This window comes from Rossellomorea marisflavi (genome assembly GCF_009806575.1).
In the GTDB taxonomy this organism is placed as follows: domain Bacteria; phylum Bacillota; class Bacilli; order Bacillales; family Bacillaceae_B; genus Rossellomorea; species Rossellomorea marisflavi_A.
In genome coordinates, this window is sequence record NZ_CP047095.1 from 3,220,427 (window position 1) to 3,235,878 (window position 15,452).

The following is a 15,452-nucleotide window of genomic DNA, read 5'->3' on the forward strand; positions in this document are numbered from 1 at the left end:
TTCATCATGAAAGTTGTGCAAAACATCGCTGATTTAATCGGGGACACCCCCCTTGTGAAATTGAATCGATTGGCTCCTGCAGAAGGGGCGGATGTATACGTCAAGCTGGAATTCTATAATCCGAGCAAGAGTGTGAAGGACCGGGCCGCCTACCATATGATCATAGAAGCGGAAAAAGCCGGATTATTGAAGGAAGGGGCCACCATCATCGAACCGACGAGCGGCAACACCGGCATCGGCCTCGCCATGAACGCAGCCGCAAGAGGGTACAGGGCGATCCTCGTGATGCCCGATACGATGACGCAGGAACGGATCAATCTTCTCAAGGCGTACGGAGCCGAAGTGGTTCTCACCCCGGGTGATGAGAAGATGCCTGGCGCAATCGCCAAAGCCAAGGAACTGACGGAAGCCATCGAGAACAGCTTCATGCCCATGCAGTTCGAGAATCACGCCAATCCCGACGCCCACAGGCAATCGACCGCCATCGAAATCGCAGAAGCCATGAAACAAATCGGCAAGCCCCTTGCTGCATTTGTAGCAACTGCCGGTACGGGCGGTACGATCACCGGAACAGGGGAAGGCTTGAGGACGTACTACCCCGACCTCGACATCCACGTCGTGGAACCGGCAGGATCACCCGTCCTCTCAGGAGGGAAACCGGGCAAGCATAAACTCGTTGGTACAAGCCCGGGCTTTGTACCCGAAATCCTGAATACGGATATCTACAATGAAATCCACAGAATCGAAGATGAACAAGCCTATGATATTGCCAGGAGGATGGCAAGCGAAGAAGGGATCCTTGTCGGTCCATCTTCAGGCGCGGCCTGCTATGCTGCCATCGAAGTGGCGAAGAAGCTTTCTCCTGATCAGGTCGTCGTTTGCATCGCATGCGATACGGGAGAACGTTACCTTTCCAGCGATTTGTTCCGTTTTTGATTTAAGGAGACCATCAAAGGGATCATCGGCTGATCGGTGCCTGATATATAGACCCCACCTCAAACTTGCCAATAAGAAAGGACCCTCCGTCTGCAGACGGAGGGTCCTTTTTCGTGCACTCATTTCAATGAACGGTAGTGAAGGATGAAGCGCTCGGGTGAAGATTTGATGATGAACGTCCGCACACCGATGATGGTGTGGAGATACAAGAAACAGTATCCTGCCGATAGCGACCTGCTGGTCACATCGAACACATCGCCTATGACGAATACATTCGAAGGGGTCTCGATTCGGTCCTTGTATAAATGGATGTATCCGACCGTCTCGATCGTTTTCTGCGTCTCTTCCTCAATGCGGCGTTCTGTCTGCATGAAAGGCTGCGAAAAAATGGCTTTCATCGGATTCTCCCGATCAATGGACCACAGGAGCCTCTTGCCCGATCCGCTTTTTGAAAGCCTCCTGGAGCTTTCTCGTGACGGCCCCCGGACGCCCCTCCCCTACAAGGCAATCACCGATCTTCACGACAGGCATCACCTCGGACGTGGTGCTTGCGATGAAGACTTCATCTGCAGACGACAGCTCGTCGAGGGTGAAGGCGTCTTCCTGGAATGGAATTCCTTCTTTGCCGGCAAGGTCCCGGATCACCCTTCTTGTTATACCGTTCAAAATCAGGTTTGTGGCAGGATGGGTCCTCACTACTCCGTCTTTCACGATGAAGGCATTGGAAGAAGAGCCTTCTGTCACAAGATCGCCCCTGTGCAGGATCGCCTCGAAATGACCTTCAGAAGCAGCTTCTTCCTTGGCCAGAAGGTTGCCGAGAAGATTCAGGCTCTTGATGTCACACCGCAACCAGCGAATATCTTCTACGAGCTTCACCGTAACTCCCTGATCCATCTGAGATTGTGGTACGGGCACTTCCTTCGTATAGGCGACCACACTGCCTTTGACGTCAGATGCCGGGAAGTGATGCTGACGGGAAGCGACCCCGCGTGTGGCCTGTAGGTACACAATCCCGTCATGGATCGAATTGGCTTCGATCAAACGGTGGATTAATCCGGTAAGCTCATCCATCTCATGGGGGATATGGAGCTTGATCTTCTCTGCGCTCTGATAGAACCGTTCCATATGCTCTTTCATGGTGAACGTCTTCCCACCATAGACCCTGACAACTTCATAGATTCCATCGCCAAACTGGTATCCGCGGTCTTCGATATCGACTTTCGCTTCTTTCCGATCCATCAATACACCATTCACAAATACTGTTTCCATCCTGCACTCCCCTTTTTATAGTCTGTCGTTAGATTGCGCTCCTCATCGGGAGGATTGTTCACATGTCAATTCGTAGATGGCCTGGGCATAGATCGCCGTCGCTTTCAGCAAATCTTCAATATACATATATTCATCTTTTTGGTGAGCGATGTCTTCGCGTCCCGGGAACAAGGCACCGAAGGCCACGCCGGTTTCCAGGCTCCTTGCGTAGGTGCCTCCGCCGATGCTGAGGAGCTCCGCTTTCTCACCCGTTTGATCTTCATAGACCTTTTGCAGGGTCCGGACGAAGTCATCGTCTGCCGAAACATGATGAGGTTCACTGTCATCAAAGTTTTCAATGCTGTACCCTTCGACTGAATCAAGGATCTTTCGGCCTTTATCCATATCGAATGTGACAGGATAGCGCATATTGAGCCCGGTGCGGCCTCCATCTTCTTCAGAGAAGCGGAGTTTGCCGACATTGATGGTCAAATCGCCGGTGATATCATCCGTGAAGCTCACCCCAAGCTGGACACCACGTGAATCCTTAAAGAAATGCTTGGACGTGAATCCAAAGAAATCAGCCTCATAAGGAGCGAGGGGCAGCTTGCTGAGGAACGCCGCCAGATAAAGGCCCGCGTTCTTGCCATTATCAGGCTCCATCCCGTGGGACGATACTCCTTCCATCGTGATGACAAGCTCCCCGTTTTCCATGAAGCAGTCACCCTTGATGCCTTCATCCTTCGTGAAGGTATCAAAGTATTGGACCCATTTCGTATGATCTTCATCCATGCGAAGTACAGCTTTTGCATGATCCGGCACCATATTGTAGCGTCGGCCGGATTCGAAGTGCTTCACGCGGATTCCTTCGGCTTCTGCATCCCGTGTTTTCTCCTGAACGAGATCATAATCTGCAATCCCTTTTTCAGCATAGATGATCGGGAAGTCGGCATCAGGCGCAAAGCCCATCGTCGGCATTTCTTCATTCTCGAAGTAGTGATCGACACATCTCCAATCGCTTTCTTCATCCGTGCCGATGATCATGCGGATCCTCTTATTGAACGGGACGCCGAGTTCCTTCACGATCTTCATGGCATAATACGCCGCCATGGTCGGTCCCTTGTCATCGATGGCCCCACGTGCAAAGATTTTCCCGTCTTTTATTTCGCCGCCGAACGGATCGACACTCCAGCCATCCCCTTCAGGAACCACATCGACGTGGCAGAGGATCCCGAGAAGGTCCTCCCCTTCCCCGAACTCAAGATGCCCGGCAAGATTGCCGACATTCTTCGGTGTAAACCCATCCTTTTCCCCAAGTGAAAGCATATAGTCCAATGCTTCCTTCACTCCTTTACCAAGGGGAGCTTCTTCCGTAGCATCTTCTTCATCCATGACGCTTTTAATTTGCAAGAATTTCTGGAGATCCTTCAGTAAATCTTCCTTCCGGTTTTCCACTTCATTCATCCAGTTAATTGTCATCCTAACACCTGCTCTATATGTAATAGTTTCGTTCCCTCCCATTTTATACTGTTTGCCTTCTAAAACCAAACAGGAACAACAAGAAAATCCTCAGCAATATACATGTTTTTTCATACACAAACATATTCTAGAACCAATCCCATCCATTTAAATGGATGGAATCGAACAATTCCCTAGATATTTTTCTGGAATAGCGTTACAATATAGTTGTCTGACATTTCAAATTTAAAAATGACCCGGAACGGCGGTCAACACAAAAGGGGTTGTCTAAAGCGCTTAGTACATAGGTAGCACGTGTGGTGCACAGTTGACACTGTAGTCTTTGCCTTTGGAATAATGATGAGGGAGTGGTTTTTTGAAACCTTCAACCAATCGTATGCTAACTAGAATCAAGGCTGTATACATGTACATCAATAAGAAAGGTACAGTAACAACTCAAGATCTTGTAGACGAATTTGGCATTACTCCACGCACCATACAAAGAGATCTCAACGTATTGGCCTACAACGACCTGGTCGAAAGCCCAAGCCGGGGGCACTGGACCACAACCACCAAAAAAGTAAAAATGACAAGTTGATTATAGAAAAGCGGAGGCGGGTCGATCTGACCCGACAAGCATAAGACGAAACCCCCGGAAAGGCGTTCCTTGCCTTTTCGGGGGTTTTGGCTTATGACCTCGAGGGGCAACCCGCCGGAGCTGGACACATAGAAAAGCGGAGGGGCTTGGCCCTGAGGTGACAAGCATAAGACAGAAATCCCGGGAAGGCGCCCTTTGCCTTTTCGGGATTTTTGGCTTATGACCTCGAGCCTCAAAGCCCCGGAGCTGGACATATAGAAAAGCGGAGGCGGGTCGATCTGACCCGACAAGCATAAGACGAAACCCCCGGAAAGGCGTTCCTTGCCTTTTCGGGGGTTTTGGCTTATGACCTCGAAGGGCAACCCGCCGGAGCTGGACACATAGAAAAGCGGAGGCGGGTCGATCTGACCCGACAAGCATAAGACGAAACCCCCGGAAAGGCGTTCCTTGCCTTTTCGGGGGTTTTGGCTTATGACCTCGAGGGGCAACCCGCCGGAGCTGGACACATAGAAAAGCGGAGGGGCTTCGCCCTGAGGCGACAAGCATAAGACAGAAATCCCGGGAAGGCGCCCTTTGCCTTGTCGGATTTCTGGCTTATATCGAGAAGTACAATCCGATCCTTTATTTGCGACTTTTTGTTGTTACAGGCGATCGTAGTGGATTGTTTGTAAACCTCCCCATTATTAAAGCAATATGAAAGGCCGAATGGTGTCAAATTCCCCAATCGACATAAAACGACTTTCTTCGCACTCACTTTTTGAGGATTTTCTCTTCCTTCCCACCAAACTCAGAGCCTGAGAACAACCTTACTTGCGAATTCAAAAGATTTATTTTCGACTTTTCTGAATTTATTTGTGGCATTTTAAATTTTATTTGCGAATGACTTTTGCCGGGCCCTTTCTATTTGCGATTAACCGCCCTTACGTACGAAACCGTTCTTTAATCTACCATTCACCTGCACGAACGTACGATACTCCCGACTCCCCTGTCCTCTCCACGCTTCGTGTTCGTGCACGACCAACACACACATTCCTTCGCCACTAATTTGCCGGGCATACTTGTTTCTCACTTCACGTTTATCAACTCCTGCGTTCTACATGTATACCAGCCATGCATCCACTCCCTCACGAAAAAAAAAAGCGACCCCATCAGGAGCCGCCTTCATTCATTCCGGTTTATATTCTTTCAGCATCGTCACTTCTTCTTCCGTCAGTTCCCGGTACTCCCCGAGCTCGAGGTCCCCGAGTCCAAGCGGTCCCATGGAGATGCGCTTCAAGTAGGTCACTTTCTTCCCAACAGCTTCGAACATCCTTTTCACCTGATGGAATTTGCCTTCGGTGATCACGAGTTCGATTTCCGATTGAGGAGCGGATTCAAGGATCGTCAGTTTACCGGGCTTGGTTTCATACCCATCATCGAGGGTCACGCCGGCGGCGAAGGCCTTCACGTCGGATTCCGTCACCTCGCCCTCGATGCGGGCATAGTAGGTTTTCGGTACGTGCCGCTTCGGTGAAAGAAGCTGGTGGGACAGCTGTCCATCGTTTGTAAGAAGGAGCAGCCCCTCCGTGTCCTTATCAAGCCTGCCGACTGGAAATGGTTCAAAGATCTGGTCTTCCATCTGAAGGAGATCGATGACCGTTTCGTCGTTCTGATCCTCCGTTGCGGAAATGACGCCTGGCGGCTTGTGCATGAGGAGGTAGATGAACTCCCTATACTGCACTTCTTCTCCGTACAGGACGACGGTGTCGGTTTCGGGATTCACATGGTTCTTCCCGTCCTTGACGACTTCTCCGTTTACTTGAAGTCCGCCTTCCTTCAGCAGCTTCTTGACTTCTTTCCTGCTTCCGTAGCCCATATTGGCCAGCATTTTATCTATACGCATGATGCGTCACTCTCCTTCTAATTGAAAAGGGGATGAGTGATCATCCCCTTTGTGGTTTATCCGATTCGTAATTTGCTTCGCAAGCGGGTAATGCGCTCTCCGAATAGCTTATCCGCGAGCCTGCTCCTCATGCTGATGTAGAAGTACACGAGTCCGCCGACACCGCCGCAGATGGCGACGATGAAGATCGACTGGAATCCGGAAGCCGGGTTCAGGAATTTCACAAGCAGCCAGTAGATGGCCAGTACGACGATTGCCATGACGATATTGATCGCGGCGATGAAAGCCGTCCTCCTGATGATGAGCCTGAACTGATACCGAGCGTATTTCTTGATCACGTAGAGATTGATCAGGATCGCCACGGCATAGCCGATGGAGGTGGCGAGGACCGCCCCTTCCGTTTCAAACAGTTTGATGAGGGGGATGTTGAGGCTGAGCTTCAATAATAACCCCACAAGCAAGCTGAAAATCGTGAATTTCTGCTCATCGATCCCCTGCAGGATCGCCGCCGTGACGGCAAACAGAGAGAATAGGATGGCGACCGGTGCATACGCCCGGAGTACGGATGTACCAAGGGCATCGCTGTGATAGAACATCGTATACGTCGGTTCGGCAAGGAGCGCAATGCCAAGTGCTGCCGGCACGGTCAGGAACAAGAGGATCTGGAATGTCTGATCGATATTCCGTCTCATCGTCTTCCGGTCACCGCTCGTATAAGATGAGGTGATCAATGGGATCAGCGTCATGGAAAAGGCCGTCGCGAGCGACACCGGTATGATGACCAATTTATGCGTGTAGAAATTCAAGACGGCGAATGCGTGGTCTGAAACCCTGGCATTTCCGATATCCGCCATGGCGGTATTGAACGTGATCTGATCCACGAGCTGGAAGAGCGGGTTCGCCAGTCCGACGAAGATGAACGGGACGGAGTACGCGATGATCTCTTTGTACATGGAGCGCAGGGAAACCTGCACCTGCCCTTTGTCTTCGAGCATGAGCTCGTCCAGCTGCGGCTTCCGTTTGAACCAGTACCAGATGAGGACGACCAGGCTTGCGATCCCTCCGATGAAGGCGGCGAATGTGGCGACGCTGATCGCCGTCGTCACGGTGCCGTTCATGATATTCAAGACGACATAGATCCCTCCGAGGAGGAAGATGATCCGGACGATCTGTTCAACGACCTGGGAGAGCGCCGTCGGTCCCATGGATTGATACCCCTGGAAGAACCCCCGGATCAGACTCATGAACGGGATGATGATCAGGGCGAAGCTCACGGCCCTGATGACCGTTGTCACCTGAGCGACCGTGATGACCTGGTCATCGCTCTTGATGGTCATCTCGGCGAAGATCGGTGCGAAGGCATACATGATGAGGAAGGAGACGATCCCCGTGATAGTCATGAGGAAAAGGCCCGACTTGAACAGCCGCCTTCCTACCGCATACTCCTCTATGGCATTATATTTTGATACGAACTTTGACACAGCAAGCGGCACTCCGGCCGTCGCCACCGTCAAAAATATAGTGTAAGGAACATAGCCGTACTGATAAAGGGAGGCCCCTTCTTCATGTCCCCTCAATAAACGATCGAACGGTATAACATAAAAAAGACCCAAAAACTTGGAAATAAAGGTCCCGAGCGTCAAAATAAACGTTCCGCGAATTAGTTTTGATGACATAGTATCCCTCTCAATTTACCTTGTTGCACTTATTCTCAAAAAAGAGACTTGGAATAAACACTCTAAAATTTACACACTATGAGTAGTTTACTACTGTATGAAACGAATGACAATTTTTTTCGGATGGTTGTTTTTCAAAACAAGCCCATTTAAAATAAAGAGAACCTTAATGGGTCTTTTTCCATTCAAACAAACAATCTTAATCAGAATAGAAGTTGGTGTAATCAATGAAAAAAACATATGATGTCATCGTCATCGGCGGGGGTCCCTCCGGTCTGATGGCAAGTATCGCCGCTGCAGAAAAGGGTTCCCGGGTCCTCCTGATCGACAAGGGGACGAAGCTCGGCCGGAAGCTCGCCATTTCAGGCGGCGGGCGATGCAATGTAACGAACCGGCTCCCCGTGGACGAAATCATCAAGCATATCCCGGGGAACGGCCGCTTCCTCTACAGCGCGTTCTCTGAATTCAGCAATGAAGATATCATTTCCTTCTTCGAGAATCTCGGGATCGCCCTTAAGGAGGAGGACCACGGCCGGATGTTCCCGGTTTCCAACCGTGCCATGGATGTCGTCGAAGCCCTCCTCGATCAGATGAAAAGGCTCGACGTCCAGATCCGTACAAGTACGACCGTGGATGAGATCCTGTATGAAGACGGCGCAACCGTCGGCGTAAGACTGAAGGACGGGGATGAACTCGGCGCTGCTGCCGTCGTCGTTGCCGTAGGCGGTAAATCCGTTCCCCATACCGGATCGACCGGGGACGGTTACCCGTGGGCAGAGAAGGCAGGCCATACCGTCACCGACCTCTTCCCGACGGAAGTCCCCCTCACTTCCGATGAACCCTTCGTCAAGCGCAAGGAGCTTCAGGGCCTATCCCTTCGCTCCGTCGCGCTCAGCGTATTGAATCCAAAAGGCAAAAAGATCATCACCCACCGCATGGATATGATCTTCACCCATCTCGGGGTCTCGGGTCCCGCCGTCCTCCGGTGCAGTCAGTATGTGGTCAAGGCGATGAAGAAATGGAACCTCACCCATGTCACCATGGAAGTGGATTCCTTCCCGGATGAGCACGAAGAACAGCTGTTCCAGCGCCTCCACAAGCAGGTGAAGACCGATGGGAAAAAGTCGGCTAAAAACCTGTTCAAGGGCCTCGTGCCAGAGCGCTACCTTCATTTTCTAATGGAGAAGTCCGGGATCGACCTCGATGAGAAGGGTGATCACCTCGCAGTCGATCACCTCCGCCAATTCGCCCGGTTGCTGAAGCACTTCACATTCACCGTGAACGGGACCCTATCCATCGATAAGGCCTTCGTCACAGGTGGTGGCGTGTCGATCAAGGAGATCGAACCGAAGACGATGGCATCCAAAAAGATGAATGGACTCTTCTTCTGTGGAGAGGTGCTTGATATTCACGGCTATACCGGTGGGTATAATATCACCTCCGCACTCGTCACCGGCCGTCTAGCAGGGTCCAATGCAGCCCTTGCGCAGTCCTAAATGAACTGCAAAGAGGTGGGCACAAAACGAAAAAGGTGCCATGTAATGACGAATACGATCAGTCTAGGTGCCTTATGCCGCTCATGATTTCCGTGCAAGACTTCGCTTTCCGCGGGTACTCCTCGGCAAGCCTGCGGGGTCTCACATCAGCTACTCTACCCGCAGGGTCTTCGTCTCGCACTCCAATCAACCGCTGGAAACAATGAAATATAGATGAGCATGAATGACTACAATAACCCGAATGTATTTGCCTTTCCGCAAGCAAATACATTCGGGTTTTACTATGATTGAAACACGTTTGTCCCAGCCTCTTCTGTTTTATTTTTTGTAAATCACCATGGCAGAAAAGCAGTAGATCTGTTCTTCATCATCTTCCGGCAGGGCGGCTACATGGTATTTGATATCCACGATCTTCTTCTCATCCAGTTCCTTTAAAAATCCGTTCATATCCTGTTCCAGATCCTTTTCATGCTCATAATCGAACACTTTTACCTGTATCACGTTCACCACTCCCGTTTTTGATACCAGTATGGACATTTTTCTTACTATTCAAACAAATGATCCCGAAAAAGAGGACGCCCGCATGGACGCCCTCTCAACAGCTTATTTTTTTGGTTCTGTCTTACCTGACCAGTCCAGCATGCCGCCTTCCATGTTGACGACCTTGTATCCTTGGTCCTGAAGGTAGTGAGCCACATTTCCGCTTCGATTACCGGAACGGCAGATCAGGAAATATTCCTTGTCTGTATCGAACTGATCGAGTGAATCAGGGATATCGCCCATCTTGATGTGTCGCGCGCCCGGGATCATGCCGCCGGCCACTTCTTCATCTTCCCGTACGTCGACGAGCTCAAGCGTTTCTCCGTTTTCGAGTTTCTTTTGAAGTTCATCTGTTGTAATGGTTTTGATTTCGTGCATCATCATCTTCCTTTCACGGTTCGTACCATGATTATAGCAAAGCTGCTGCCGGAAACAAATTAGTTCGCTACGATGTTGACGAGCTTACCTGGCACGGCGATGACCTTACGGACCGTTTTCCCTTCGATCTGGGCTTTGATTTCCTCATGATCCTTCGCCAGCTGTTCAAGGTCTTCCTTGTTCATGTCTGTCGGGATCATCACTTTTGCCCGGACCTTTCCGTTCACTTGGAGGACGATTTCCACTTCATTGTCGATGAGTTTCGACTTATCGAACGTCGGCCATGCTTCATAGGAAATGGTCTCCTCATGCCCAAGCTTGCTCCAAAGCTCTTCCGCCATATGAGGAGCGATCGGAGACAGGAGTTTAACGAATCCTTCGACGTATTCCCTTGGAAGTTCATCGGCTTTGTATGCATCGTTGATGAAGACCATGAGCTGAGAGATACCCGTGTTGAAGCGGAGGCCTTCATAATCCTCAGTCACTTTTTTAACGGTTTGATGATACGTTTTGTCGAGTTTCTCATTCGGACGGCCCGTGACCTTTCCGCTGAGCTTCCCGTCTTCTTCAACAAGGAGACGCCATACGCGGTCGAGGAAGCGACGCGCCCCGTCAAGACCGTTTGTGCTCCATGCGACAGACGCTTCGAGCGGCCCCATGAACATTTCGTACAAACGGAGCGTGTCTGCCCCGTGTGACTCGACGATTTGATCCGGGTTGACGACATTGCCTTTGGATTTACTCATTTTCTCGTTGTTTTCCCCAAGGATCATCCCTTGGTTGAACAGTTTCTGGAACGGCTCCTTCGTCGGCACCACACCGATATCGTAAAGGAATTTATGCCAGAACCTTGCGTATAGAAGGTGAAGGACTGCATGCTCGGCGCCTCCGATATACGTATCGACCGGCAACCACTCCTTCATCTTTTCGGCATCTGCAAGGGCTTCTTTGTTGTGCGGATCGATGTAGCGGAGGAAGTACCAGCAGCTTCCCGCCCATTGCGGCATCGTATTCGTTTCACGTCGGCCCTTCTTACCTGTTTCGGGATCCGTGACGTTCACCCAGTCGCTGATGTTGGCAAGAGGCGACTCACCTGTGCCTGAAGGCTTGATTTCCGTCGTCTTCGGAAGGATCAGAGGCAACTCGCTTTCAGGTACTCCTGTAGCGGTGCCATCTTCCCAGTGGATGATCGGAATCGGTTCACCCCAATAACGTTGACGGCTGAACAGCCAGTCGCGGAGGCGATAGGTCACTTTTTTCGTTCCGATATTCTTCTCTTCAAGCCACGCAATTGCCTTCGTGATGGCTTCTTCTTTCCCCATTCCATCGAGGAACTCAGAGTTGACATGATCTCCATCACCTGTGTAGGCTTCCTTGTCGACATCACCGCCTGAGACGACTTCGATGATCGGAAGTCCGAATTCTTTTGCGAACTCATAATCCCGTTCATCATGTGCAGGTACCGCCATGATGGCTCCTGAACCGTAGCTCATGAGAACATAATCGGCGATCCAGATCGGCATTTGCTTGCCATTTGCCGGATTGATGGCGTAGGCACCGGTGAACACACCTGTTTTTTCTTTGGCAAGATCCGTACGCTCAAGGTCGCTCTTCGCTTTCACTTTGTCGAGATACGCCTCTACCTTCTCTTTTTGCTCCCCTGTCGTGATTTTCTCTACAAGGGGATGCTCAGGTGCAAGGACTGCATAAGTTGCGCCGAAGATCGTATCGGGACGGGTAGTGAATACGTCGAACGATTCGTCGTGGCCATCGATGTTGAAGACAACCTCCGCGCCTTCGGAACGTCCGATCCAGTTGCGCTGCATATCCTTGATGCTCTCCGGCCAGTCCACATCGTCCAGGTCTTCGAGAAGACGATCGGCATAGGCTGTGATTTTAAGGATCCACTGCCTCATCGGACGGCGCTCGACCGGGTGGCCGCCGCGTTCGCTCTTCCCGTCGATGACCTCTTCATTGGCAAGGACCGTACCAAGAGCAGGGCACCAGTTCACCGCTACTTCATCCACGTATGCCAGACCTTTTTCATACAGCTTCAGGAAGATCCACTGCGTCCATTTATAATAATCAGGATCCGTAGTATTCACTTCCCGGTCCCAGTCATAAGAGAACCCGAGGGATTTGATCTGTCTGCGGAAGTTGTTGATGTTCTGCTCCGTGAAGACAGCAGGATCATTCCCCGTATCCAGTGCGTATTGTTCTGCCGGCAGGCCGAATGCGTCCCAGCCCATCGGATGGAGGACATTGTAGCCCTGCATGCGCTTCATCCTTGAGAGGATATCCGTGGCCGTGAAGCCTTCTGGATGCCCTACATGCAGCCCGGCTCCTGACGGATATGGGAACATATCAAGGGCATAGAATTTTTTCTTCCCAGGGTCTTCCGTCGTTTTGAATGTCTTGTTTTCTTCCCAGTGTTTCTGCCATTTCGTCTCGACTTGCTTATGATTAAAACTCATCGTGAGACCTCCTTAGTGGTTTTACTTTCTTCGATAGCTGGAGATCGGGGCCATTGCCTTGAAATACAAAAAACTCCCGCCCCAAATAAGATATTTGGGACGAGAGTTTGGTTTATACTCCCGCGGTACCACCCACATTAGTGTACGCGCACTCAGCTTCATTCAACCATAACGCGGCAAACGGCAGATCCTACTCCATTCAGATCTGCGACTCAACAGGCGAGTTCATGAGGTCTTCCGATTGACTTTCACCAGCCGTCAACTCTCTGCTCCGGGACTCATCATTACTACTCCTGATCAACGTCTCATATAGTACTATCATATATATGGTCTATTTTAGTCAATTGTATACCTTCACGCAAGCCCTTTTTATTCTTGGGGTCCAAATGACGAGAAAAGCGGCGTTCACCCGGTGTGCCAGGTGAACGCCGCTTTCAACCTTCTATTGGACGGTGTAGCCCCCATCGAGTACGACCGATTGACCGGTCACGCCCTTTGCCGCGTCACTGCAGAGGAATAGCGTGTAATCCGCAATTTCCTTCACATCGAGAAGCCGCTTCTGAGGAACAAGGGGATAGATCACTTCTTCCACGACCTTATCGAGCTCCACTCCCCTTGTGGACGCAAGGTCTGCGAGCTGATTCCGGACGAGGGGGGTATCGACATACCCCGGGCATACGGAGTTGACCGTGATCCCCTGATCTGCTGTTTCAAGTGCAGCAACCTTCGTCAAACCGATGACGCCGTGCTTCGCCGAATTATACGCAGCCTTACCGGAAAAGCCGATGAGGCCATTGATGGAAGCCATATTGATGATCCGCCCCCACTGCTGATGCCTCATATGGGGCAATACCGCCTTGATGGCCATGAAGGGTGCGGTGAGCATCACTTTGATGAGCAGCTCAAACTTTTCGGTCGGGAATTCCTCGATATGGGCAACATGCTGGAGCCCTGCATTATTGATCAGTACATCGACCCGGCCGTATGCCTCCACCGTCCTGTCTACTGCTCCGCGGATATCCTCTTCGGACGTCACGTCGCATTTGATGCCTTTAGCCTCGAAGCCCTCTTTCCTGAGGGAGCTTGCAGCTTCTTCCACTTTCTTTTCATCAAGATCGGTCAGGACGACCTTCGCTCCCTTGACCGCGAACTCCCTGCCGATCTCATACCCGATTCCTTGTGCAGCTCCTGTGATGAATACGACTTTATTTTCTACCATGATGAAACTCCTTTCTTAGATACCGAAACCTAGAGAGAATAGAACGATGGCGATGATGACGCCAATGAGCGGAACGATGACCGTCAATGCTCCTACGGCCCCATAAGCGGCCTCATGGGTCTCATTACAGATGGAGCGGATGGTCGTGACGACATATCCATTGTGGGGGAGAGAATCCAATGCCCCTGATGATATCGATACGACCCTGTGCAGTGCTTCCGGATTCACGCCCATATCCATGTAGTGAGGCGCGAGCAGCGGCAATGCGATCGCCTGACCCCCGAGGATGATCCGGTCATACCCGCAATGACGCTGACGGCGATGGCTCCCCCGATCAACGGAGATCCCGGAATGCTCGTCATGGCCGTCACAGCTGTTTCAAATGCAGGGACCGCTTTGGCGACCCCGCCGAAACCTACGACGGCAGCCGTGTTCCCGATCGCGATCAGTGCACCGACGGTTCCTTCGGATACCGCACCCCAGAAGCCTTTGAAGTACTTCCTGTTCAGAAGATACGTTGTGATGACCCCACCAAGAAGGGCAATGATGAGCGCCGATTGCTTCAGCGAATCATGGAAGGCAAAGGATAGTCCAAGTACGACAAGGAGCGGGATCAGACCCATGATCGGATTCGGCAGTGGTCGACCTTCATCAATGATTGGATCTTCTTTTCTTGCTTCAAAACGCTCTCCTTTGGCCAGTGCTTTCTTGATCATGCGTTTCAACCACCAGTAGCCGAATGTGGCCATGAAGACCGCGACGATGATACTGACTTCCCATCCGGCATAAGGAGTTGTTCCAAGATATTCAATCGGAATCCAGTTCTGTATTTCCGGTGATCCGGCAGACGTCATCGTGAAGGTGACAGACCCGAGGGCCAAGGCAGCCGGGATGAAGCGCCTTGGAAGATCTGCCTGTTTGAACAGACTGAGGGCCATAGGATAGACAGAGAAAGCGACGACGAACAGGCTGACTCCGCCATACGTCAAGATCGCACAGGATGCCACGACGGCAAGCACTGCATACTTCATCCCCATCTTATCAACGACAAAGCGGGATACGCTATCGGCCGCCCCGCTGTCTTCCATTACCTTACCGAATACCGATCCGAGGAGGAACATGAGATACCAAGCAGCTACGAATCCAGTGAATCCACCCATATAATTTGTAACAAGATCGGCTTCTCCTTCCGCAGCAAGCTGCGGGAAAAGAGGCATTCCGCTCAATACAGCCACAAACAAGGCGGCCACTGGACCGACAACCAGGATATTCATGCCTTTCATCGTTAAATAGATTAATAGTAAGAGTCCTCCAATAAGGCCGATCATACTTAACATTGTTACTCCCCTTTGTATTTGTAATCGTTTACATATTTTCGCACCCATAAAACGGGTTTTGTTCCCCTTTCACATAATGTACTCGCAAGGAACGTGCCAAGTTTTTTATTATTCGGAAAATTAGTGTGAATTTCTTGACCGTACGGCGTTTCCCTTCCCTTTCTTGTCACGTTTTAGACCCATTTTTGGAAAAAAACTAAAAATATGGAT

The 15,452-nt window shown here is 50.9% G+C and carries 12 protein-coding genes, 1 pseudogene and 1 other annotated feature; of the genes and pseudogenes, 3 read left to right on the top strand and 10 right to left on the bottom strand.

Annotated features, from left to right (window positions below):
* Window positions 1-6: 6 nt before the first annotated feature.
* Window positions 7-936 carry a cysteine synthase A gene (cysK, locus tag D5E69_RS16715; RefSeq protein ID WP_048007474.1) on the top strand — a complete coding sequence of 310 codons (930 nt, stop codon included), beginning with the start codon at window positions 7-9 and terminating at the stop codon, window positions 934-936.
* Window positions 937-1,055: 119 nt separating this feature from the next.
* On the opposite strand, the gene D5E69_RS16720 is transcribed toward cysK, so the two are convergent.
* The 3 genes from D5E69_RS16720 to pepV are packed head-to-tail and all read right to left on the bottom strand — an operon-like array spanning window position 1,056 to window position 3,663.
* Window positions 1,056-1,307, bottom strand: coding sequence for a hypothetical protein (locus D5E69_RS16720; RefSeq protein WP_156489272.1), 252 nt, complete (start codon window positions 1,305-1,307; stop codon window positions 1,056-1,058).
* 40 nt (window positions 1,308-1,347) lie between these two features.
* Window positions 1,348-2,205, bottom strand: coding sequence for a D-amino-acid transaminase (gene dat, locus D5E69_RS16725; RefSeq protein ID WP_159129941.1), 858 nt, complete (start codon window positions 2,203-2,205; stop codon window positions 1,348-1,350).
* 42 nt (window positions 2,206-2,247) lie between these two features.
* Window positions 2,248-3,663: a dipeptidase PepV gene (gene pepV, locus D5E69_RS16730; protein WP_159129942.1), complete on the bottom strand. Its 1,416-nt coding sequence runs from the start codon at window positions 3,661-3,663 to the stop codon at window positions 2,248-2,250.
* Between the two features lie 355 nt (window positions 3,664-4,018).
* On the opposite strand from pepV, the gene D5E69_RS16735 reads away from it, so the two are divergent.
* Complete coding sequence (locus D5E69_RS16735) at window positions 4,019-4,240, top strand: DeoR family transcriptional regulator (RefSeq protein WP_048013503.1); 222 nt, start codon at window positions 4,019-4,021, stop codon at window positions 4,238-4,240.
* 1,165 nt (window positions 4,241-5,405) lie between these two features.
* Here D5E69_RS16735 and D5E69_RS16740 read toward each other — a convergent pair.
* Window positions 5,406-6,122: a pseudouridine synthase gene (locus D5E69_RS16740; protein ID WP_048007403.1), complete on the bottom strand. Its 717-nt coding sequence runs from the start codon at window positions 6,120-6,122 to the stop codon at window positions 5,406-5,408.
* Between the two features lie 56 nt (window positions 6,123-6,178).
* On the bottom strand, window positions 6,179-7,798 hold the full coding sequence (locus D5E69_RS16745; RefSeq protein WP_048007402.1) for a putative polysaccharide biosynthesis protein: 1,620 nt from the start codon (window positions 7,796-7,798) through the stop codon (window positions 6,179-6,181).
* A gap of 227 nt (window positions 7,799-8,025) precedes the next feature.
* Between D5E69_RS16745 and D5E69_RS16750 the strand changes: the two genes are divergently transcribed.
* Window positions 8,026-9,294, top strand: coding sequence for a BaiN/RdsA family NAD(P)/FAD-dependent oxidoreductase (locus D5E69_RS16750; RefSeq protein WP_048007401.1), 1,269 nt, complete (start codon window positions 8,026-8,028; stop codon window positions 9,292-9,294).
* 318 nt (window positions 9,295-9,612) lie between these two features.
* On the opposite strand, the gene D5E69_RS16755 is transcribed toward D5E69_RS16750, so the two are convergent.
* The 5 genes and pseudogenes from D5E69_RS16755 to D5E69_RS16775 form a co-directional block, all read right to left on the bottom strand.
* On the bottom strand, window positions 9,613-9,795 hold the full coding sequence (locus D5E69_RS16755; RefSeq protein WP_048007400.1) for a sporulation protein Cse60: 183 nt from the start codon (window positions 9,793-9,795) through the stop codon (window positions 9,613-9,615).
* A gap of 102 nt (window positions 9,796-9,897) precedes the next feature.
* Window positions 9,898-10,212: a rhodanese-like domain-containing protein gene (locus tag D5E69_RS16760; protein WP_048007399.1), complete on the bottom strand. Its 315-nt coding sequence runs from the start codon at window positions 10,210-10,212 to the stop codon at window positions 9,898-9,900.
* 59 nt (window positions 10,213-10,271) lie between these two features.
* The gene (gene leuS / locus D5E69_RS16765; protein ID WP_048013501.1) at window positions 10,272-12,686 is read right to left on the bottom strand and encodes a leucine--tRNA ligase; all 2,415 of its coding nucleotides are present in this window, start codon (window positions 12,684-12,686) and stop codon (window positions 10,272-10,274) included.
* Between the two features lie 92 nt (window positions 12,687-12,778).
* Window positions 12,779-12,996, bottom strand: a binding site (T-box leader).
* A 132-nt stretch (window positions 12,997-13,128) separates the two neighbouring features.
* Window positions 13,129-13,905: a 3-hydroxybutyrate dehydrogenase gene (locus tag D5E69_RS16770; RefSeq protein WP_048013500.1), complete on the bottom strand. Its 777-nt coding sequence runs from the start codon at window positions 13,903-13,905 to the stop codon at window positions 13,129-13,131.
* 15 nt (window positions 13,906-13,920) lie between these two features.
* Window positions 13,921-15,242, bottom strand: a pseudogene (locus D5E69_RS16775) (GntP family permease).
* Window positions 15,243-15,452: the final 210 nt, after the last annotated feature.